This is a genomic window from Paraburkholderia hayleyella (genome assembly GCF_009455685.1).
Lineage (GTDB): Bacteria > Pseudomonadota > Gammaproteobacteria > Burkholderiales > Burkholderiaceae > Paraburkholderia > Paraburkholderia hayleyella.
The window spans coordinates 257,912-277,785 of sequence record NZ_QPES01000001.1 but is presented as its reverse complement, the minus strand read 5'-3'; the positions used below and the strand labels follow the sequence as shown (position 1 = coordinate 277,785).

General features: G+C 55.6%; 17 protein-coding genes and 2 pseudogenes. 6 read left to right on the top strand and 13 right to left on the bottom strand.

The features are described from left to right. Nucleotides 1-17: 17 nt before the first annotated feature. The 10 genes and pseudogenes from GH657_RS01285 to GH657_RS01240 form a co-directional block, all read right to left on the bottom strand. Nucleotides 18-1,826, bottom strand: coding sequence for a branched-chain amino acid ABC transporter ATP-binding protein/permease (locus GH657_RS01285; RefSeq protein ID WP_153099027.1), 1,809 nt, complete (start codon nt 1,824-1,826; stop codon nt 18-20). 4 nt (nt 1,827-1,830) lie between these two features. Next, nucleotides 1,831-2,886: a branched-chain amino acid ABC transporter permease gene (locus GH657_RS01280; protein WP_153099026.1), complete on the bottom strand. Its 1,056-nt coding sequence runs from the start codon at nt 2,884-2,886 to the stop codon at nt 1,831-1,833. Nucleotides 2,887-3,004: 118 nt separating this feature from the next. Further along, a complete protein-coding gene (locus GH657_RS01275) occupies nt 3,005-4,162 on the bottom strand; it encodes an ABC transporter substrate-binding protein (protein WP_153099025.1) in 1,158 nt (385 codons plus the stop codon). A gap of 643 nt (nt 4,163-4,805) precedes the next feature. Next, complete coding sequence (locus GH657_RS01270; protein ID WP_153099024.1) at nt 4,806-5,786, bottom strand: branched-chain amino acid ABC transporter permease; 981 nt, start codon at nt 5,784-5,786, stop codon at nt 4,806-4,808. Continuing rightward, complete coding sequence (locus GH657_RS01265) at nt 5,786-6,670, bottom strand: branched-chain amino acid ABC transporter permease (RefSeq protein ID WP_153099023.1); 885 nt, start codon at nt 6,668-6,670, stop codon at nt 5,786-5,788. Before GH657_RS01265 ends, GH657_RS01270 begins: the two co-directional genes overlap by 1 nt. 89 nt (nt 6,671-6,759) lie before the next feature. Continuing rightward, nucleotides 6,760-7,974: an ABC transporter substrate-binding protein gene (locus GH657_RS01260; RefSeq protein WP_153099022.1), complete on the bottom strand. Its 1,215-nt coding sequence runs from the start codon at nt 7,972-7,974 to the stop codon at nt 6,760-6,762. Nucleotides 7,975-8,041: 67 nt separating this feature from the next. Beyond that, nucleotides 8,042-8,749, bottom strand: coding sequence for an ABC transporter ATP-binding protein (locus GH657_RS01255; RefSeq protein ID WP_174769841.1), 708 nt, complete (start codon nt 8,747-8,749; stop codon nt 8,042-8,044). Then, a complete protein-coding gene (locus GH657_RS01250; RefSeq protein WP_153099021.1) occupies nt 8,746-9,525 on the bottom strand; it encodes an ABC transporter ATP-binding protein in 780 nt (259 codons plus the stop codon). The genes GH657_RS01255 and GH657_RS01250 overlap by 4 nt, the downstream gene beginning before the upstream one ends. 243 nt (nt 9,526-9,768) lie before the next feature. Next, entirely contained in the window at nt 9,769-11,433 is a 1,665-nt protein-coding gene (locus GH657_RS01245) for a GMC family oxidoreductase (RefSeq protein ID WP_153099020.1), read from the bottom strand. Nucleotides 11,434-11,497: 64 nt separating this feature from the next. Beyond that, nucleotides 11,498-13,020 (bottom strand): annotated as a pseudogene (locus GH657_RS01240) (CoA-acylating methylmalonate-semialdehyde dehydrogenase). Between the two features lie 177 nt (nt 13,021-13,197). Here GH657_RS01240 and GH657_RS01235 point away from each other — a divergent pair. Next, nucleotides 13,198-14,097 (top strand): LysR family transcriptional regulator, encoded by a 900-nt coding sequence (locus tag GH657_RS01235; RefSeq protein WP_153099019.1) that lies wholly within the window; start codon nt 13,198-13,200, stop codon nt 14,095-14,097. A 45-nt stretch (nt 14,098-14,142) separates the two neighbouring features. Then, nucleotides 14,143-14,673 (top strand): class IV adenylate cyclase, encoded by a 531-nt coding sequence (locus tag GH657_RS01230; protein ID WP_153099018.1) that lies wholly within the window; start codon nt 14,143-14,145, stop codon nt 14,671-14,673. Between the two features lie 55 nt (nt 14,674-14,728). On the opposite strand, the gene GH657_RS01225 is transcribed toward GH657_RS01230, so the two are convergent. Continuing rightward, on the bottom strand, nt 14,729-15,223 hold the full coding sequence (locus GH657_RS01225) for an Lrp/AsnC family transcriptional regulator (protein WP_153099017.1): 495 nt from the start codon (nt 15,221-15,223) through the stop codon (nt 14,729-14,731). Nucleotides 15,224-15,372: 149 nt separating this feature from the next. On the opposite strand from GH657_RS01225, the gene phhA reads away from it, so the two are divergent. Next, nucleotides 15,373-16,269 (top strand): phenylalanine 4-monooxygenase, encoded by an 897-nt coding sequence (gene phhA, locus GH657_RS01220; RefSeq protein WP_220094825.1) that lies wholly within the window; start codon nt 15,373-15,375, stop codon nt 16,267-16,269. 73 nt (nt 16,270-16,342) lie between these two features. Next, the gene (locus GH657_RS01215) at nt 16,343-16,678 is read left to right on the top strand and encodes a 4a-hydroxytetrahydrobiopterin dehydratase (RefSeq protein ID WP_425495745.1); all 336 of its coding nucleotides are present in this window, start codon (nt 16,343-16,345) and stop codon (nt 16,676-16,678) included. A gap of 157 nt (nt 16,679-16,835) precedes the next feature. Here the strand turns inward: GH657_RS01215 and GH657_RS01210 are convergent. Continuing rightward, nucleotides 16,836-16,973 (bottom strand): annotated as a pseudogene (locus GH657_RS01210) (DUF3717 domain-containing protein); the annotation flags it as partial. A gap of 99 nt (nt 16,974-17,072) precedes the next feature. Here GH657_RS01210 and GH657_RS01205 point away from each other — a divergent pair. Both GH657_RS01205 and GH657_RS01200 read left to right on the top strand, forming a co-directional pair. Continuing rightward, complete coding sequence (locus GH657_RS01205; RefSeq protein ID WP_153099015.1) at nt 17,073-17,759, top strand: response regulator; 687 nt, start codon at nt 17,073-17,075, stop codon at nt 17,757-17,759. A gap of 90 nt (nt 17,760-17,849) precedes the next feature. Continuing rightward, on the top strand, nt 17,850-19,289 hold the full coding sequence (locus GH657_RS01200) for a sensor histidine kinase (RefSeq protein ID WP_153099014.1): 1,440 nt from the start codon (nt 17,850-17,852) through the stop codon (nt 19,287-19,289). 54 nt (nt 19,290-19,343) lie between these two features. Here GH657_RS01200 and GH657_RS01195 read toward each other — a convergent pair whose 3' ends face one another. Beyond that, nucleotides 19,344-19,859, bottom strand: a complete 516-nt coding sequence (locus tag GH657_RS01195) for an SET domain-containing protein (protein WP_153099013.1) — start codon at nt 19,857-19,859, stop codon at nt 19,344-19,346. Between the last annotated feature and the right edge of the window lie 15 nt (nt 19,860-19,874).

Below are 19,874 nucleotides of genomic sequence, written 5' to 3'. Positions count from 1 at the left end.
AGCCATCGTCATCACCATCACTCCACCCCGCCGAGATAAGCTTCCAGCACAGCCGGGTCATTTTGCACATCACGCGGCAGCCCCTGCGCAATACATGTCCCAAATTCCATCACAACAAGGCGATCAGCAAGATTCATCACGAAATCCATGTCATGCTCAACCAGCAGAATGCTCATGCCATCGTCTTTAAGTTTGTGCAGCAATTCTGCCAGTTGCTGTTTCTCCTGATATCGCAAGCCTGCAGCTGGCTCATCCAGCAAAAGCAATGTGGGGTCGCAACACAAGGCTCGAGCAATTTCCAGAACTCGTTGCTGCCCTAGTGCCAGACTCCCCGCATCGTGATGTATATAGGCCGCCAGCCCAACCCGTTCAATCTGCCTGACAGCCTCAGCCATCAAACGAGCCTCCTCCCTACCGTTCAATTTGACAATGCTTCGCCATACTCCAGCCCATCCGCGCAAATGGGCGCCCAGCGCAACATTTTCGAGCACCGTCATACCCGGAAGCAACTTGACGTGCTGAAACGTACGGCCAATGCCCCGCCGCACAATGTCACGCGCGTGGAGTCCATCAATTCGCTCGCCCTGAAAAAATATCTCACCGCTTGTTACCGGTAATGTGCCGCTAACCAGGTTAAACGTCGTTGATTTTCCAGCGCCATTAGGGCCAATCAGTCCAAGAATCTGGCCCGCGCTGACTTCGAAACTCACATCGTTGACGGCGACCAAACCTCCAAACTGCTTTCTCGCCTTGTTCACGGACAAAAGTACCGTGCCCGCATCGGGCCTCGCTCGTTGCGGTAAGGGTAAAGGCGGTGGCACAACATGTTCCTCAGCACAAACAGGTAATGCCACCGGGGAAAACCGCGTAAATATTCGCGCGACATATGGCCAGACCCCTTGCCGTGAATATTGAAGCAACCCCACCATCAAAATACCGAACACAATGATTTCAAAGTTGCCGTTTTCACCCAGCAAGCGGGGCAATATCGTCTGAAGATAATCCTGCAAGAACGTGACAATTGCCGCGCCCAACACAGCGCCCCAAACATGTGAAATCCCACCTACCACCGCCATGAACAGGAACTCAATGCCATGGTTAAGCCCAAACGGTGTCGGGTTCACCGCTCGCTGCAAATGCGCGTAGAGAAAGCCGGAAACCGCAGCCAATACAGCGGCATAAACGAATATCACCACCCGCATCCAGGCCGTGTTCACCCCCATTGCCTCGGCCATCACCCCGCCCCCGCGCAACGCCCGGATTGCCCGTCCTGGCCGGCTATTCAGCAGGTTTTGCACCGATACAATCGCGGCCAGCACAACGATCCAGATCAGGTAGTAAATCTGTCGCCCTGACTCCAGCTGAAAACCCAGAACATTGAGTACGGGAATGCCATTAATGCCATCGTATTTCCCTAGCCAATCAAGATTGCCAAAGAGGAAAAATAACGCGAGCCCCCACGCAATCGTGCCCAGCGGCAAAAAATGTCCTGATAAGCGCATCGTCACCAGACCCAAAATCAAGGCAACCAGCGCAGTCAACAGCACACCCGCCACCAGTGCGAACCATGGCGACACAGCAAAACGCGTCGTCAGGTATGCCGTAGTGTAAGCACCAAGACCCACAAACGCGGCCTGCCCAAAACTTGTCATCCCGCCAATGCCAGTCAGCAGCACAAGCCCAATTGCCACGATCGAGTACAGCCCGATGTAGTTCAGTAGCGTGACCCAGTACTCCGGCATGCGCAGCGGCTGCGGCAGCACCGGCAAGGTGAACATCACGACTAGAAAGCACCAGAAGAAGCGGTTTTGCATCATGCGTTTCATCGGTTCACTCCTCGTCTTCTTCAACATGCGGGGTGACCAGGCTGCGCCATAGCAGCACAGGAATGATGAGCGTGAATACGATCACTTCCTTGTAGGCACTTGCCCAAAACGATGACCAGGATTCCAGCAAGCCCACCAGTACCGCTCCAGCCGCCGCGAGCGGATAGCTGACCAGCCCGCCGATGATTGCGCCGACAAACCCCTTGAGCCCGATTAAAAAGCCCGAGTCGTAGTAAATGGTCGTGAGTGGCGCGACAAGAATGCCGCACAATGCGCCCAGACCAGCGGCTAACGTGAACGCCAGACGCCCTGCCTGAGCGGTGCCAATGCCAACTAATTGAGCCCCCAGCCGGTTCACGGATGTTGCACGCAAAGCTTTGCCAGACATCGTCCGGCCAAAGTACAGGTACAACGCCACGATCAAGACGGCTGCCGTGCCGACAACCCATAGGCTTTGTCCAGAGATCAACAGACCGCCCAAGTTATAGGTGACCTCTGAAAACGGCGTGGTACGCGACCCCTCCGCACCGAACATCACCAGCCCAAGCCCAACCAGCACAAAATGCACCGCCACGGCGATGATCAGCAACAATAACGTGCTCGCCTCAGCGACAGGTTCATACGCCAAGCGGTACACAAACGGCCCCATTGGAATGATGATGAGTAGCGTCAACGCAATTTGCACGATCATCGGCAACGGCTGCATCAACATCATCCGTGTGAGCGCATAAACGGCCACGGGAAACAGCAGATATTTACCCGCTAATGCAGCCAAAGTCCGCCTGAGATGACGGCGCCGCTCCGCATGGCGCATTAGCCCGGCGCAGTCCGCGGCAAAACACGCCGCGCCGAATGCCAGCAAGAGCCAACAGGTAGCCGGAAAACTCCGGGTTTGCAGCGCCGCCAAGGTGAGTGCGCCATAGGCTACAAACTCCCCTTGCGGAATGAAGATCACCCGTGTGACAGAAAACACCAGCACCAGCGCTAGCGCCAGCAACGCGTAAATCGCACCGGTGGTTATGCCATCTTGAGCCAGGATCGCGGCGATTGATAAATCCATTGTTCGTCATCCTCGAACGTTTGCATCGAACCGGAGCGAACGCCGATGTATGCACCCAAAAAAAACGGCGCAGCCAGCGCACTGGCCACACCGCCGGATCACCACATACGGCATCGGATCAGTCGTTTTGCAATGTCCACTTACCATCGACAATCTGCACGATCACGCGTGCGCGTTTATCCAGACCGTTATGGTCCGCAGGAGTGGTATTCATGATGCCGTGTGCAAGCGGGACATCCTTGAGGTTCTCTAATGCCGCACGCAACGCTTCGCGGAAAGCCGGCGTCCCCGGCTGGGCTTTTTTCAACGCCACAGGGATAGCCTGCTGCAACATCTGTCCCGCATCCCATGCATGCGCGCCAAAGGTCGATACCGAACCTGCACCGTAAGCTTTTTCATAAGCGCTCTTGTACGCCTGTGAAGATTGTTTCGCCGGGTTCGAAGCAGGTAGCTGTTCCGTCACGAGGATAGGGCCCGCAGGCAATAACTCGCCGTCGCAATCTTTGCCGCATACGCGCAGAAAATCATTGTTCGCTACGCCGTGGGTCTGATAAATCTTGCCTTTGTAGCCGCGCGCCTTAAGCCCTTTCGCGGGCAACGCCGCCGGAGTGCCCGCGCCCGCGATCAGCACGGCATCCGGGTTGGCTGCCATGGTTTTCAGCACCTGCCCGATAACCGAAGCGTCCGTGCGGTTATAGCGCTCGTTTGCCACCAGCTTCAACTGATGTGCCTTCGCCGCTGTGCTGAACACCGTGTACCAGTTCTCGCCATAGGCATCCGAGAACCCGATGAACCCGACCGTCTTCACACCGTGTTTAGCCATGTATTCAGCGATGGCATCAGCCATCAGGCTGTCGTTTTGCGGCGCCTTGAAAGCCCATGCACGCTTCGCATCCATGGGCTCGACAATGGCGGCGGAGGCCGCCAATGAGATCATCGGTGTCCGGCTCCCGGCGACAGGCCCAAGCATCGCCAGCGTATTAGGCGTCATGGTCGAACCGATGATTGCATCCACGTGATCCTCGTCAATCAGCTTGCGGGTGTTTTGCACAGCACGGCTGGTATCCGATGCATCGTCAAGCACGATGTACTGCACGGTCTTGCCGCCAATCTCTTTGGGCAGTAGCGCAATAGTGTTCTTCTCAGGAATTCCAAGCGAGGCTGCGGCCCCCGTCGCCGACAGCGTGACTCCGATCTTGACCTGTGCCACCACCGCGCCTGCCATGCCTGTCAGCACCATCACAATGCCAGCCCGTATCCAATACTTCATGTTCATCGTCAGTCTCCATGCGCCCGCTTCGCGCATATTGCGTAGTGTGTTTTGGGTTTTGTATTTTCCGGCTCGACTGCCGGGGTGATTGGGTGTCATCGCCCTAACGGGTGACTGCATACAGCAAAAAAACATCTCGACTTGCATGCGCGCTGGCGATATAGCCCTCAGCGCGGCACTTAATGAACGGAATTAATACGTCAGTAAGCTAATCGTGATGATTGATGCAATCACCGACTATATGGTCGGCAATTACCGAGTTTAGCGGACGTAAAAAAATGCGCCAAGCATAAAAATAAAAGGCAAAGCGAATCTGCTAATCCAGTGAAAACATTCATAAAAGGCACAGATAGACAAAACAGACGGGCAAATAAAAAGCGCCACCAGACGTTAATCTGGTAGCGCTTTCCTGGGCACTGAGTGCCTCATTGTCTCCTCGTTCTCCACCTGCAAAATTCAGCGTGCATCAGAACTAGGCGAAGATTAAACAAGCGCTCAGAAGTGAACAACTAGCATTTACCCTAGGCATATCCCAGCTTAATGATTAACAGAAAAAACTGACCAGTAACATGATTGTTCTATTCACCAAAATATTTAATGCAGCATGGATAAAGCCATATAGCTTCGCCCATATGGATCGGATACCAGATTAATTATCCTGGCTGCGTAAAACCCTGGTCCGAGCCACGATCTCACCGACGATACCCCGTCGAAACACCAGGACACACACGATAAAAATCAGTCCAGTGACAATCGTGACTGACTCGCCGAATGTCCGAAACCAGCTGATACCTGTCACTGTTGCCAGCACGTTCCCCAGATCGCCCAGCCGGTCTTCCAGAACGACGATCAGCGCTGCCCCCAGCAAAGGGCCACAGAGCGTCCCCATGCCACCGATGAGCGTCATCAGTACAACAAGACCGGACATCGTCCAATAGGCATCGCCGAGCGTCTCAAACCCCAGCACCAGTACTTTCAGCGATCCTGCCAGCCCGCTCAGCCCCGCCGACAGCACAAACGCGAGCAATTTGAAGCGGGCCGCGTCATAACCTAGCGAGACCGCTCTTGGTTCATTTTCTTTAATGGCGACCAGCACCTGTCCAAATGGAGAATGAACGATGCGCACAATCAGCAAGAACACCAAGGCCATTACCGTCAACACAACGTAATAGAGCACGATATCTGATGACAGATCGAGCAGCCCAAACAAGCTGCCGCGCGGCACCCCTTGCAAGCCATCTTCGCCATGGGTAAACGGGGCCTGCAAGTAAATGAAATACATCATCTGCGCGAAAGCCAATGTCACCATCGCAAAGTAAATGCCCTGGCAGCGAATCGCAAAGAAACCAACAATCATGCCAAGTAGCATTGCGGCAACGGTTCCAGCGAGTACTCCAAGCTCCGGTGAAAAGCCCCATGTCTGAATGGTGTAGCCCGTCGCATATCCCGCGGTAGCGAGAAACATGGCGTGACCAAACGACAGCAACCCGGTATATCCCAGCAACAGGTTGAAGGCCGAGGCAAAGAGCGCGAAACACAGCATCTTCATCACGAAGAGTGGATAAGCCCCTATCCATGGCGCGAGAACCAGACCCAGCAGCAATAGCGTATAGAACGCTTTTTTTTGCATTATTTTTCCTTGCCAAAGATGCCTGCCGGCCGCACCAGCAATACCAGCGCCATGATGATGAAGACGACCGTCGCCGATGCCTCCGGATAAAAAACGCGCGTTAATCCTTCAATCACGCCTAGCATCAGTCCCGTCAAAATCGAACCGGGAATCGAGCCCATGCCGCCAATCACCACCACCGCAAATACCGTGATGATCACCGGTTGCCCCATCAACGGTGAAATCTGAATAACCGGAGCTGCCAGCACCCCCGCAAACGCAGCCAATGCAACGCCAAAGCCATAGGTCAGCGTAATCATTCGCGGCACGTTGATGCCAAATGCTTCCACAAGACGCGGGTTCTCGGTGCCTGCTCGCAAATACATTCCGAGCTGGGTTTTTTCGATCATGAACCACGTTGCAAAACACACCACCAGCGATACCACGACGACCCATGCACGATAGTTCGGCAAAAACATGAAGCCCAGATTGCTCACCCCCGATAGCGCCTGCGGTACGTCATAAGGCTGCCCGGAGGAACCATAGAACGTATGGAACACACCTTCGATCACCAGCGTCAGGCCAAATGTCAGCAGAAGCCCATATAGATGGTCGACGTGATAAATCCTGCGCAACAGGGTGCGCTCAATCAGGATGCCCAATAACCCCGCAAGGGCTGGAGCCAGTACCAGCATGATCCAGTAGGAGAGGCCAAGGTACGACAACCCCATCCATGTAAGCATCGCGCCAAGCATGAAAAGCGCGCCATGAGCAAAGTTGATGATATTGAGCAAGCCAAAAATCACCGCGAGGCCCAAACTCAACATCGCATAAAACGAGCCGTTCACGAGCCCGAGCAACAACTGGCTCAGCATCGCCGGCAATGGAACGCCCAGGATATCCATCGAACCTTCAACCCGTCATCTGTCGCCAGGAAAATACGTCATCGCAAAGTGGCAATCCGTTTGCCGCCTTGCATCCCGATTCACATACGTCACTTCCATAGTGCGCAGCGCGTTTCCTGCCGTGTTGTAAATGCCTGTTCACCAGGAATGGTGGCAATGATTTTGTAGTAATCCCACGGCTCTTTTGATTCGGCAGGTGTTTTAACCTGCATCAGGTACATGTCGTGAATCATGCTGCCATCCCGACGCACATAGCCTTTAGCAAAGAAGTCGTCGATCTTCTGCGCCTTAAGTTGCGTCATAACTTTGTCGGCATCTGTCGATCCCACTGCCTGCACCGCTTTCAGATAATTCATCGTGGCGGAATAATCAGCGGCCTGAAGACTGGAAGGCATTTTTCGCATCTTGTCGAAATAACGCTTCGACCATTTGCGCGTATTCGCATCCTTGTTCCAGTACCAGCTATCGGTCAGCACAAGCCCCTGGGTAGTTTCCAGCCCAAGGCTATGGATATCGTTGATAAACACCAGCAACGCCGCGATCTTCATCGAACGTGTGATACCGAATTCCCTGGCAGCCTTGATCGCGTTGATCGTATCGCCCCCCGCATTCGCCAGTCCCAGCACCTGGGCCTTCGAAGCCTGTGCCTGAAGCAAAAACGAAGAAAAATCGGATGCCGATAATGGATGCCGCACCGATCCAAGTACCTGACCGCCATTTTCTTTCACCACGTTGGCCGTATTTTTTTCGAGAGCTTTACCGAATGCGTAATCCGCCGTCAAAAAAAACCATGACTTGCCGCCCTGCTTCGTCACCGCCGACCCCGTGCCTTTAGCCAGCGCCGTAGTGTCATAGGCGTAATGCACGGTGTACGGCGTACATTGCTCATTGGTCAGCGAATCGGCCCCAGCACCAATGCTGAAATAAACCTTGTGCTTTTCACCCGCGACCTGATTCATCGCAAGCCCAGTTGCCGAATTCGTGCCGCCAATCAACATATCCACGCCATCGCGGTCGAACCACTCACGTGCCCGTGACGCCGCGATATCGGCCTTATTCTGATGATCGGCATACACCACCTGAATTGGCCGTCCATTCACCTTGCCGCCGAAATCAGCCACTGCCATGCGGATCGCCTCAAGACCACCCGGCCCATCAATATCCGCATACAGCCCAGACATGTCGGTAATAAAACCGATCTTGACGGTATCGTTTGCCGCCTGCACGCTGCCTATCGTCAATGCCATGCCTGCCGTAACAGCGAAGCAACGCGACATCAAACGCGTGAGTATTTTCAGTTTCATGTTTGTCTCCTGTTCTACTCGTGTTGTATTTATCCTTTGTTGTTATTTTCTGTATTAGATAAAACGCTTATAGGCCGAGCAATTCGTGTATTACCGCTGTCTTTCCCGGCAGCGCTGCCGCATTGAAATGTTCGACGATGCGGCCATGTTCCATGACATAGAAATGATCTGCGAGCGGCGCAGCGAAACGAAAGTTCTGCTCAACCATGACGATCGTGTAGCCCCTCGCCTTAAGTGTCACGATCATACGGGCCAGCGCCTGCACAATCACGGGAGCGAGCCCCTCGGAAATCTCATCGAGCAATAGCAAACTCGCTCCCGTACGCAAAATACGCGCCATGGCTAGCATTTGCTGCTCACCACCAGAGAGACGAGTACCTTGACTCATCTGATGCTCTTTAAGATTGGGAAACATCTGGTAAATCTCTTCGAGCGACATCGTATGCGCGACGTCTCCGACAGACGGCGGAAGCAGCATGTTTTCCACGCACGACAAACTCGAAAAAATCCCGCGTTCTTCAGGGCAATAGCCGACGCCGCAATGCGCAATACGATACGTCGGCATCCTGATGGTTTCGCTCATCCCAATGCGAACCGATCCTCTACGGCGGCCCGTCAGGCCCATGATGGCGCGCAAGGTAGTCGAGCGTCCTGCTCCGTTTCGGCCCAGCAACGTGACGACCTCACCATGCTGCACGCGCATATCAACGCCATGCAGAATATGCGACTCACCGTACCAGGCATGTAAATTTTCGATCTCTAGCGCGGCGCTCACGAATACGCTCCAGCAAGCGCCATATCTGCGCTCCCCATATAGGCTTGCATGACGAGCGGATTTTTCGAGACTTCGGCATAGCGCCCTTCCGCTAGCACTTCACCGCGTTGCAAGACCGTTATCGTGTCCGAGATGCCCGCGATAACGTTCATGTTGTGCTCGACCATGAGAATGGTTCGCCCACTAGAGACCTTTTGAATCAGCACGGTCACACGTTCAACATCCTCATGGCCCATCCCCTGGGTGGGCTCATCGAGCAACATTAATTCCGGCTCCATCGCCAGGGTCGTGGCGATCTCAAGCGCGCGTTTTCGGCCATACGAGAGTTCGGCAGCCGGCTTCGCAGCGAAATCCGCCAGGTCGACCTGAGTGAGCAGATCCAGCGCACGATCATTGAGTTGGCGCAGCGTGCGCTCGCTGCGCCAAAAATGAAATGCCGTACCGAGTTTTCGTTGTAGCCCAATGCGAACGTTTTGCAATGCCGTTAAATGCGGAAAAACGGCAGAAATCTGGAATGACCGGATAATCCCGCGCCGGGCGATTTGCGCAGGACGCTCATGTGTAATGTCGATACCGTTGAAAAAAATTTGCCCCGCTGAAGGCTCAAGAAATTTGGTAAGCAGATTAAAACAGGTGGTTTTTCCCGCGCCGTTGGGCCCAATCAATGCATGAATTGATCCTCGACGCACACGTAAATTGACCCCATCTACTGCGGTAAACCCTTTGAATTCTTTAGTCAGATCGCACGTTTCCAGAATCGTGTCGCCGAGAATCATGTTCCCTTCCATACGGAGTCAGGCGATGCAGAGGATCAGCGCCCGCGCGGCTTTTGACGGCGGCAGCAAAAGCTGCGCGCCCGTGCTAGTGGGACGCACATCCCGATGCTCCCCGCATCGCGTCACATAACATGAGCGCATTGTCGCGCTATTAGCGTATTGAATTCATTGGGATTTTCACTTAGATAATCTGAATATCGTCTAGCGCATCTATCTGGTGCAATGCGTTTACACGAATACCGCTTAATCCACCGTGCGCTGGCGGCGTGCCGCACGCAGTAACCCGGCCGCACGTTCAGCGATCATCAACGTGGGTGAATTCGTATTGCCTGAGGTAATCACCGGCATGACCGAGGCATCCACCACACGCAGCCCGGCTACACCGATCACGCGCAGATGCGAGTCAACCACCGCCAAAGGGTCACTCACCTGACCCATGCGGCACGTGCCCACAGGATGAAAAATAGTCGTGCCGATCTCGCTTGCGGCTTGCTGCAGTTCTGCTTCGGTCTGGTAAGCCATGCCAGGCCGTAACTCTTGTGGCTGATAGCGCGCTAGCGCGGGTGCCGCGATGATTCGGCGCGTCAGACGCAAGGCATTCGCTGCAACATGCCGGTCTTCGTCCGTTGCCAGATAGTTCGGAGCAATCAAGGGAGGTACATGAGGATCGCGTGATTCAATATGCACACTGCCACGCGAAGTGGGACGTAATGAACACACTGAGGCAGTAAATGCATTGACGCGATGCAAGGGCTCTCCGAAACGCTCCAGCGATAACGGCTGGACGTGGTACTCCAGATCGGGCCGTCCCTGAGCAGGATGGTCCGGATCAGAGCGCGCAAAGACGCCCAGTTGGGAGGGTGCCATCGACATCGCTCCACGCCGGAACAACGCATATTCCAGAGCAATACGTGTCTTGCCCCACCAGTGCGCCGAAGCTGTATTCAGGGTGGACACACCATTCACCCGATACGACATACGCAACTGCAAATGATCTTGAAGATTCTCACCTACACCGGGTAAATCCTGACGCACATCCAGACCCAGGTTGCGCAGGCGAGCTGCCGCACCAATGCCGGACAGCTCAAGTAATTGTGGTGAATTCACCGCACCCGCGCTGAGCACAACCTCGCAGCGTGCCCGTACGGTTTGTTCAACGCCATCGCAGCGATATGCAATGCCACGGCAACGCTGACCTTCAAACACAAGACGCTGCACATGAGCATGGGTCCATACGGTCAGGTTCGGGCGTCCAGAGGCGGGGCGTAAAAAAGCCCTGGCCGCACTCCACCGTATGCCACGCTTCTGGTTCACATCGAAGTAGCCGACCCCTGAGTTATCACCGCGATTGAAATCATCCGTCGCGCGCAGACCCATTTGCTGAGCCGCCTGGGCAAAAGCATCGAGGAGGGTCCACGAAAGACGCTGGCGCTCGACACGCCATGGCCCACCCGCGCCATGCCATGCATTCGCGCCACCGTAGTGATCTTCGCTGCGTTTAAATACCGGCAAAACCGCATCCCACGACCAGGCGCTATCCTGTGTCAGATTCGCCCATTCGTCGTAATCCTCACGCTGGCCGCGCATGTAAATCATGCCGTTGATCGACGAACTGCCACCCAGCACCCTGCCACGCGGATACGCTAACGAACGCCCATTCAGACCCGGTTCAGCGTGCGTTTGATAAAGCCAGTCTGTACGCGGATTACCGATGCAATACAAGTAACCTACCGGGATGTGGATCCATGGGTACGTGTCTTTGCCGCCCGCCTCGACCAGCAGCACCGACACCCCAGCGTCCTCGCTCAAACGGTTGGCCAGGACACACCCCGCCGTGCCCGCGCCCACGACGATGTAGTCGAATACCGCCCCCACCTGAGCCCGCGCCTTATCGTGTGTTCCGTGCATTCCGTGCATTCCGTGCATTTCGTGCGTGATCGGCTTCACCTGGGTGGCACCTGGGTAACTTGAATCAACTGGCAACGGGCATGGTGAACTCCGCCCCTTTGGCAATGCTGTCCGGCCAGCGCTGCATGATGCTCTTGTAGCGCGTATAAAAACGCACGCCTTCTTCGCCATACGCATGGTGATCACCAAAAAGCGAGCGCTTCCAGCCGCCAAACGAATGCCATGCCATAGGCACTGGAATCGGCACATTGATCCCCACCATGCCTACCTGAATCTGCCGTGAAAACGCGCGTGCCGCCCCGCCATCCGAGGTAAAGCACGACACACCGTTGGCAAATTCATGTGCGTTGATCAACGTCACCGCCGAAGCCAGATCAGGCACTCGCACAATGCACAGCACCGGCCCAAAAATTTCTTCCTGATAAATCGTCATCCCAGTCTGCACCTGATCGAACAGCGTGCCACCCAGAAAAAACCCGCGTTCGTGCCCTGCGACCTGATGCCCACGACCATCCACCACCAGCTTCGCGCCCGCGGCAATCCCGGCTTCGATATAGCCTTCTACTTTCTGCCGATGCCCAGCGCTCACCAGCGGCCCCATCTCAGCATCGGCATCCAGGCCATTACGAATCTTCAGTGCTTTTACTCTTGGCGCGAGACGCGCAATCAGTTCCTCAGCAACCGTACCCACCGCGACCGCCACGGAAATCGCCATGCAGCGCTCACCGGCAGATCCATAAGCGGCCCCCATCAAGGCATCGACTGCCTGATCCAGATCGGCATCGGGCATCACAACCAGATGATTCTTCGCACCGCCGAGCGCCTGAACACGTTTGCCGCGCTTCGTGCCCTCGGTGTAGATGTATTCCGCAATCGGTGTCGAACCGACAAACGACAGCGCGCTGACATCGGGATGGGCCAGCAACGCATCAACCGCGACCTTGTCGCCATGCACGACGTTGAAAACCCCATCGGGCAAACCCGCTTCCTTCAGCAGTTGCGCCAGACGAATCGCCACCGATGGGTCGCGCTCCGAGGGTTTCAGCACAAACGTATTGCCGCAGGCGATAGCGAGAGGAAACATCCAGCATGGCACCATCATCGGGAAATTAAAGGGCGTGACGCCCGCCACTACACCGAGCGGCTGACGCAAATTCCAGTTATCAATCCCCCGCCGATCTGGTCCGTGAAATCCGTTTTCAACAGATTCGGAATACCGCAGGCAAATTCGACAATCTCAATGCCGCGCATGACCTCGCCATGGGCATCCCCACGCACCTTGCCATGCTCGCGGGTAATCAGCTCCGCCAGTTCATCGTGATGCCGGTCCAGCAACTCCTTGAACTTGAACAGCACGCGGGCACGCTTGATCGGCGCTGTCTCGCTCCACGCGGCGAAAGCGGCTTTGGCCGCTGCCACCGCGGCATCCACCTCAGCAACGCTGGCCAGCGGGACGCGCGCCGTCACCTCGCCTAACGCAGGATTGAATACGTCGCCAAAGCGCCCACTGGCACCCGCTATAGCCTGGCCACCTATGACATGGGGCAAGGTCCGCACCTGGGTGGCGCCTTGATCGGTCTCGCTCATGATGTCTATCCTCTGTCGCTATTCAGTGTTCAGTGAATGGAATATTCGTGAAAGGGCGCACGGCACACGAAAAAAGCACCGCAACCATCCCGCTCGCCCAGCAGCGTAAGCGGCAATGCAGCAGAAAATCCAATGAGTTCGGCTCACATGCGATATAAGCCGGGCTAATATCAAGACATGGACCTGACTCTTCTCCGGGCATTTGTCACCGTCGCACGCGAAGGCAACCTGACGCGCGCCGCAGCCCAGCTACATCTGACCCAACCTGCCGTGAGCCTGCAAATCAAGCATTTGCAAAACGCGCTCGGCATGAGCCTTTTCACCCGCACGTCGCACGGCCTCGTGCTGACGCATGACGGCCAAACGCTCCTGCCTCATGTCGAACGTGCGTTAAGTGCAGTCGGAGAAGTTCAGCGCGCCGCTATCGCATTGCACCAAGAGGTGCGTGGGCGGCTGCGAATCGGCACGATCCTCGATCCGGCTTTTTTACGGTTGGGGGGATTTTTAAAACAGCTGGTTGAAACCTGGCCGCATGTTGAAACCGCCCTACAGCACGGCATGTCAGGTTGGGTGCTGGAACGGGTTCGCGCAGGCGAGCTGGATGTGGGCTATTACATCGGCCAGCCAGGGGAAGACGAAACACGCAACGCGACGCTGTTTTCCACGCTGACACTGACACACTTTCAATATCACGTGCTGGCTCCCGCAGGCTGGCGTGAACGAGTGAAGGGCGCGCGTGACTGGCGCGCGCTGGCGGAACTACCATGGATCTGGACGCCGCCGGCCTCGGCACATCACCGGCTGCTGTCACGGCGTTTTGCCGAGGCGGGCGCCACGCCCGTCAAAGTCGCCGAAGTCGATCAGGAACCGTCGATGCTGGATCTGCTCAAATCAGGCGTTGGCCTAACCCTGGTGCGCGATGCCACGGCTATCGCTGAAGCACATGCACACGCGCTCACCGTGGTGGAAGGTATCACCGTGCCAACCCAGCTCAGTTTTATCGCACTGGCGGAACGCAGCAACGAACCCGCCATCGCCGCCGCACTCAAACTGATCGAACAACAATGGCTGATCTGAACCCGGAATTCATCCTTCGCCCTTCATCCTTCAACAGGAAGTCATATGGCTCGCAATATCGAAATCAAAGCCCGTGCACAAAACCTCGAGCAACTTCGGGCACGTGCCGCTGAACTCTCGCCCGAGGCACCCCTTATCTTTCGTCAGCAGGATTTTTTCTATGATGTGCCACGTGGCCGGTTGAAGTTGCGCCAGTTCGACGATGGCACGCCGGCTGAACTGATTTTCTATCAGCGCGACGACTGCGAGAGCCCGAAGGCGTCGTACTACACCCGTAGCCCCGTCACCAATCCCGAAGCGATGCATGCGTTACTTGCCACCGCGCTGACCACGCGCGGCATTGTGACGAAGGAGCGTCAGGTGTATCTCACGGGACGCACGCGGATTCATCTGGATCGGGTAGATGGATTAGGCGACTTTGTCGAACTCGAAGTCGTACTGGCCCAGAACGACGATGAGGAAGAAGGCCAGGCGGAAGCCCGTGCCCTGTTCGACAAGCTCGGCGTGCATGAAACGGATCTTGTAGCGGTGGCATATGTCGATTTGCTCAATCAGGATGATCCTCCTGCCACATAACGTTCCCAGCACCGGCCGCCAGCGCCAGCGTCAATACAACCCTGAGCCGCTGGCCTCACAGGCTGACGGCCGCACCTGGCGTGAGATGCCCGAGCGGCAGTGGCCCATTGCGTTTGAAGGTGGTTAACACGATGTTCGAACGCACGCTGTCCACGCCAGGCACACGCATCAGTTTTTTCATCACGAACGAAGAAAGCGCATTCAGATCCGGCGCGACAATGCGCAGCAAATAATCCGCATCGCCCACCACCGCGTGACATTCGAGCACTTCGGGCAGCACTTCGATTTGCTGCTGGAACTGCTCGATGATCGAATCCCCGTGATGCTTGAGCTTGAGACTCGTAAACGCCGTCACGCCCAAGCCCAGCTTTTCAGGCCGTAGCATGACCCGATACCCTTCCACTACGCCCACCGCCTCCAGTCGCTGCAAACGTCGGCCGATTTGCGACGGCGACAGCGGCACTTGTTCGCCCAGTTGCTGATGGGTCGCGCGACCAAAGCGCTGAAGCAAGTCGAGAAGCGCGAGATCAAAGTGATCAAGTTCAAACATGATTTATTTCCGTATCAAATATGCTTTTAATGCGCAATTATCGCATTCCTGAGATGAAGCTCACGATCTTTGCGCCCTTCCCGCACGAGCCGCGACCTAAACTAGAGTCACTTTATTTAGCTCCATGCTCCTCAGAGCAGGCACCCATCATGCCCATGCACCGCACCGCGAAACTTCAGGAGCAGTTCGACGCAGGCGTTAAAACTCGCGCCGATTTCACCCTCGAACAGCCCATTGATCAATACACCAAGGTCGATTACGCCGTCTGGACGCAGCTATACACGCGCCAGACTACCTTGCTCAAGGGGCGCGCTTGCGATGCTTTTCTTGAGGGCGTGAGGCGGCTCGACCTATCACCCGAGTATGTGCCTTCATTCGCAGCAGTCAATGCACGCCTGATGCCTGCCACTGGCTGGGAAATTGTCGCTGTGCCCGGACTCGTACCGGATCACGTGTTCTTCGAACACTTGGCAAACCGGCGTTTTCCGGTTACATGGTGGATGCGCCGCCCAGACCAGCTCGATTACCTGCAAGAACCCGACTGTTTTCACGACCTGTTCGGCCATGTGCCTTTGCTGATTGATCCTGCCTTCGCTGACTACATGTACGCTTATGGCCGCGCTGCGCTTGCCGCAAGCATTGCCGATCCCAATGCACTGACCTTGCTGGCAAGGCTGTACTGGTACACGGTCGAATTCGGTCTGGTGCGCGATGCCACAAGCCCAAACGGCGTGAAGATCTACGGCGCGGGCATTGTGTCCAGTAAAAGTGAAACGCTCTACAGCCAGCAAAGCGCAGCGCCGAACCGGCTTGGCTTCAATCTCGAACGCGTGATGCAAACGCGTTACAGGATCGACACATTCCAAAAAACGTATTTCGTCATTAACGACTTTGACCAGTTATTCGATGTCGCTCAAACGGATTTCGCTCCGTTGCTTGCCAGGCTAGTCCACAGCACTTCGTTTGCCGCAGGCGATATTCAGCCAGGCGACCAGGTGCTGACGCAGGGCACCCGGGAAGGCTGGCCCGATGACGCAGATGTCTGATGAATTGATGCACCTGCATGCACGTGCAGATGACACGCCATACAGCAAGCACCGTACCTGCAACCTATTTTGTTTGAATCCCTTCGCCAACCAAGACAACACGATGATTCCGACCCTGACCCCCGAACAACGCACCCAACTGCTCGCCCCCTTGACGGAGTGGCAACTCATCCCCGGGCGTGATGCAATCCAGCGGCATCTACGTTTTGCCGATTTCAACGAAGCCTTTGGTTTCATGACGCGCGTTGCGATCAAGGCGCAGGAAATGAATCACCATCCCGAATGGTTCAACGTCTACAACACGCTCGACATCACACTTTCAACGCATGATGCCGATGGCCTGACTGAACGGGACATTCAACTGGCCAGCTTTATTGATGCGCTTTCAAGCGGTACATCGGGTACCTGAGATTCGTCGAATCCCGTTTTCATCGCAGACATACATTGAGATAAAAAGCTTTTGAATGCCATTCGATAATCAGGGCTTCATTTTTACAAGCAAAAATAAATAAAACCGTAAGCCTATGGCAGCCCGGTCAAAGCTTGCTGCGGCAGTTCAGCGTGACCTGTACAATCATCAGCGCATATGGCTTAGAGGGCGCGCTGAACTCCCGGCACAACATGAATTCGTCGCCGTGTAACGGTGAACAGGCACGCCAGAAATTGATCTCGATTTCCCGTTCGTTAGTTAAAGTACCGGACAGGGTTTCGTCATCAGTCAGTCACAGCGTGGCATGCTGTGCGCCGCGCGCCGGCAAACCACATGCCAGAACCGGCTAACCCATCGTACTTGAGCGAATTCCATGCGACTCCTCCTGATCGAAGACGACCGCCCCATCGCGCGCGGCATTCAAAGCAGCCTCGAACAAGTCGGCTTTACAGTAGATATGGTCCATGACGGTATTTTTGCAGAGCAGGCGCTCACGCAAAACCGTCACGAACTCATCATTCTGGATCTCGGTCTGCCTGGCATCGACGGCATGGCGCTGCTTTCGCGCTTCCGCCAGAGCAACCGTCATACACCGGTCATCATCCTTACCGCACGCGATGAACTAAACGACCGCGTTCAGGGCCTGAACTCCGGCGCTGACGACTATCTGCTAAAACCGTTCGAACCCGCTGAGCTCGAAGCCCGGATCCGCGCCATCATGCGCCGCAGCGGCCCGCACAGCGACACACCACGTCCGGAAGTCTCGTTGGGCGGCGTGCGTCTTTCGGGTGTCGATCGCCGTATCTTCAACGAAGACAAGGCGCTTGAACTGTCGCCGCGCGAATTCGCCGTGCTCGAAATGCTGATGCTTCGCCACGGCCGCGTTGTCAGCAAAGCGCAACTGCAAGACCACCTAACGCATTTCGGTGGCGATCTCGGTGATACCGCGATCGAAGTCTATATCCACCGCGTGCGAAAAAAACTCGAATCCTGCCGGATCGAAATCGTGACGGTCCGCGGCTTCGGCTACCTGCTCCAGGAAATTCGTCCCGCTATCTGAGTACTTCATGCGTTCGCTACCCGGATGCGCTGTTCAGCGCATCCGGGTGTTCTCATTGCTCAAAACGGTCTGTTCCCAGCGCAGTCCCCTATGGTCTATCCCGCTGCCAATAGCTTGCGTCGTACCCTGTTGCGACGCCTCGCCGCACCGCTTTCGCTGCTTGCCCTGATGAGCGGTTTGATCGCTTACTGGATTGCCTGGCAGTACACCCAGCATGTCGTGGACCGGTCACTCACTGATCTGGCCACAGCGGTTTCAAAACAGATCCAGATCGCGGGCCCTGATGCCCCACGCACCGTCCCCCCCCTCGCCCAGGCGATGTTTTCCGATCCCCAGGACGAACTGTCTTATCGCATCACGGATGGCAAAACAGAGATTGCAGGCGACCCAACCCTGCCCCTGCAAGGCAGTAACATGCGCCGCAAGCATTACGCCTTCGTTTTCGAAACAGAACATAACAATGCCCGGATGCGCATCGCCCAAGTACAGGTGAGCCAGTCCAATGGTCCACCCGTTCTGGTCGAAGTTGCACAACCGGTCGGACACCGTCTGCGCATTGCGGCTGAGTTTCTGATCGCCATCATGATGCCGCTCCTGCTCTTGCTACTGGCAGGCTGGGCAATCGTCTGGCGCGTGGTGAACCAGCAGCTCAATCCCCTCACCCGTCTCGCCGACCAGTTAAACCAGCAAACGCATACATCGCTAGAACCAGTCGACGAAACTCAAGTACCTATTGAAATCCGTCCCCTGACAGGTGCGCTCAATGCGCTATTAGGACGGCTTAAAACAGCGCTCGAAGCACAACGCAAATTCATCGCCGACGCCGCACACCAGTTGCGCACCCCCTTGACCGCCATCAAGCTGCACGCTGAACAGGCCGCCATCGCGCGCGAGCCGCAGCAGGTACTCACCGCCGTGCACGAACTGCGTGCAGCGGCCAACCGCGCGGTACGGCTCTCCAATCAGTTGCTATCCCTTGCTCGTGCCGAACCCAGCGAGCAGGTTGCACGCTTTGTCGCTATCGACATGGCAGCACTGGCGTTTGAGACCGGTGCGGAATGGGTTCCGCGGGCACTTGCTGCCCAGGTTGATCTAGGTTTTCAACGTCTCGACCCACCTCACGATAGCGTGCCGTTGATCGTACAGGGCAACCCTGTGCTGCTGCATGAGGTCATTGCAAACCTGCTGGATAACGCACTGAAATACGTCCCGCCCTCACGCGCCAAAGGTGGACGAATCACGTTGACCGTGGCACAAGTCATCATCGACGGCATCGCCATCGCGGAAACCGTCGTGGAAGATAACGGCAACGGCGTGCCCACAAATCAACAAGCTGGTCTGTTTGAACGATTCTTCCGCGGCGATGGGCAAAACGATGGCGGCTACGATAGTGGTGCTGGATTGGGGCTAGCTATCGTTCGGGACATTCTGGTGTTGCATCGTGGCAGCGTGCATTACGAAAATGCGCCACAAGGTGGTGCACGCTTTATTGTTCGTGTTCCACTCGTTACGCAACCGCATTCAACATAACAATGAATGACACGTTACTGGACACGAAATTATGTGCCAGATAACCCCTGTTTTTCAGGTTCTCTTTTTAACTTTAGTTTTTTTATCGGATTTCTTTTCTGATTTTTTTGGCTTTTTTGATTTTTCTGGGGCCGCCAGCATTGTGCCCCGGCATTCAGCTGCACCACAGCGGCATTCGTAATCGCGTCTGAGCTTTTTGGTCTGGCGCTCATCAATCACCAAGCCGTAATCGTAAAACAGTTCCGTGCCTGCAGGAATGTCTTGCAATGCATGGATATAAACCCGCCCGCTAATTTCCTCAGCTTCACAATTAGGCGCGCACGAATGGTTAATCCAGCGTGCGCTGTTGCCATTAATTTTTCCGTCGATCACTCCGCCGCCATCAAGCGCGAAATAAAACGTGTGATTAGGCTCATCAGGATTATGTGGATGACGCCGCAGCGCTTCTTTCCATGAAATCCGCTCACCTTTGTATTCGATCAAACGTTCACCCGCAGCAAGCAGCTCAAGGGCAAACACACCTTTACCGTGTACGCCTGAACGACGTACCCCGATCCTGCGTGAACTCATGAAAGATCCTTGTGA

Coding starts and splice junctions, on each gene's coding strand:
- GH657_RS01245 (WP_153099020.1), bottom strand. CDS start 11,433: ATGCACGGAACACACGATAAGGCGCGGGCTCAGGTGGGGGCGGTATTC.
- phhA (WP_220094825.1), top strand. CDS start 15,373: ATGCCCATGCACCGCACCGCGAAACTTCAGGAGCAGTTCGACGCAGGC.
- GH657_RS01200 (WP_153099014.1), top strand. CDS start 17,850: ATGGTCTATCCCGCTGCCAATAGCTTGCGTCGTACCCTGTTGCGACGC.
- GH657_RS01205 (WP_153099015.1), top strand. CDS start 17,073: ATGCGACTCCTCCTGATCGAAGACGACCGCCCCATCGCGCGCGGCATT.
- GH657_RS01250 (WP_153099021.1), bottom strand. CDS start 9,525: ATGATTCTCGGCGACACGATTCTGGAAACGTGCGATCTGACTAAAGAA.
- GH657_RS01285 (WP_153099027.1), bottom strand. CDS start 1,826: ATGAAACGCATGATGCAAAACCGCTTCTTCTGGTGCTTTCTAGTCGTG.
- GH657_RS01195 (WP_153099013.1), bottom strand. CDS start 19,859: ATGAGTTCACGCAGGATCGGGGTACGTCGTTCAGGCGTACACGGTAAA.
- GH657_RS01260 (WP_153099022.1), bottom strand. CDS start 7,974: ATGAAACTGAAAATACTCACGCGTTTGATGTCGCGTTGCTTCGCTGTT.
- GH657_RS01275 (WP_153099025.1), bottom strand. CDS start 4,162: ATGAACATGAAGTATTGGATACGGGCTGGCATTGTGATGGTGCTGACA.
- GH657_RS01280 (WP_153099026.1), bottom strand. CDS start 2,886: ATGGATTTATCAATCGCCGCGATCCTGGCTCAAGATGGCATAACCACC.
- GH657_RS01265 (WP_153099023.1), bottom strand. CDS start 6,670: ATGGATATCCTGGGCGTTCCATTGCCGGCGATGCTGAGCCAGTTGTTG.
- GH657_RS01230 (WP_153099018.1), top strand. CDS start 14,143: ATGGCTCGCAATATCGAAATCAAAGCCCGTGCACAAAACCTCGAGCAA.
- GH657_RS01225 (WP_153099017.1), bottom strand. CDS start 15,223: ATGTTTGAACTTGATCACTTTGATCTCGCGCTTCTCGACTTGCTTCAG.
- GH657_RS01235 (WP_153099019.1), top strand. CDS start 13,198: ATGGACCTGACTCTTCTCCGGGCATTTGTCACCGTCGCACGCGAAGGC.
- GH657_RS01270 (WP_153099024.1), bottom strand. CDS start 5,786: ATGCAAAAAAAAGCGTTCTATACGCTATTGCTGCTGGGTCTGGTTCTC.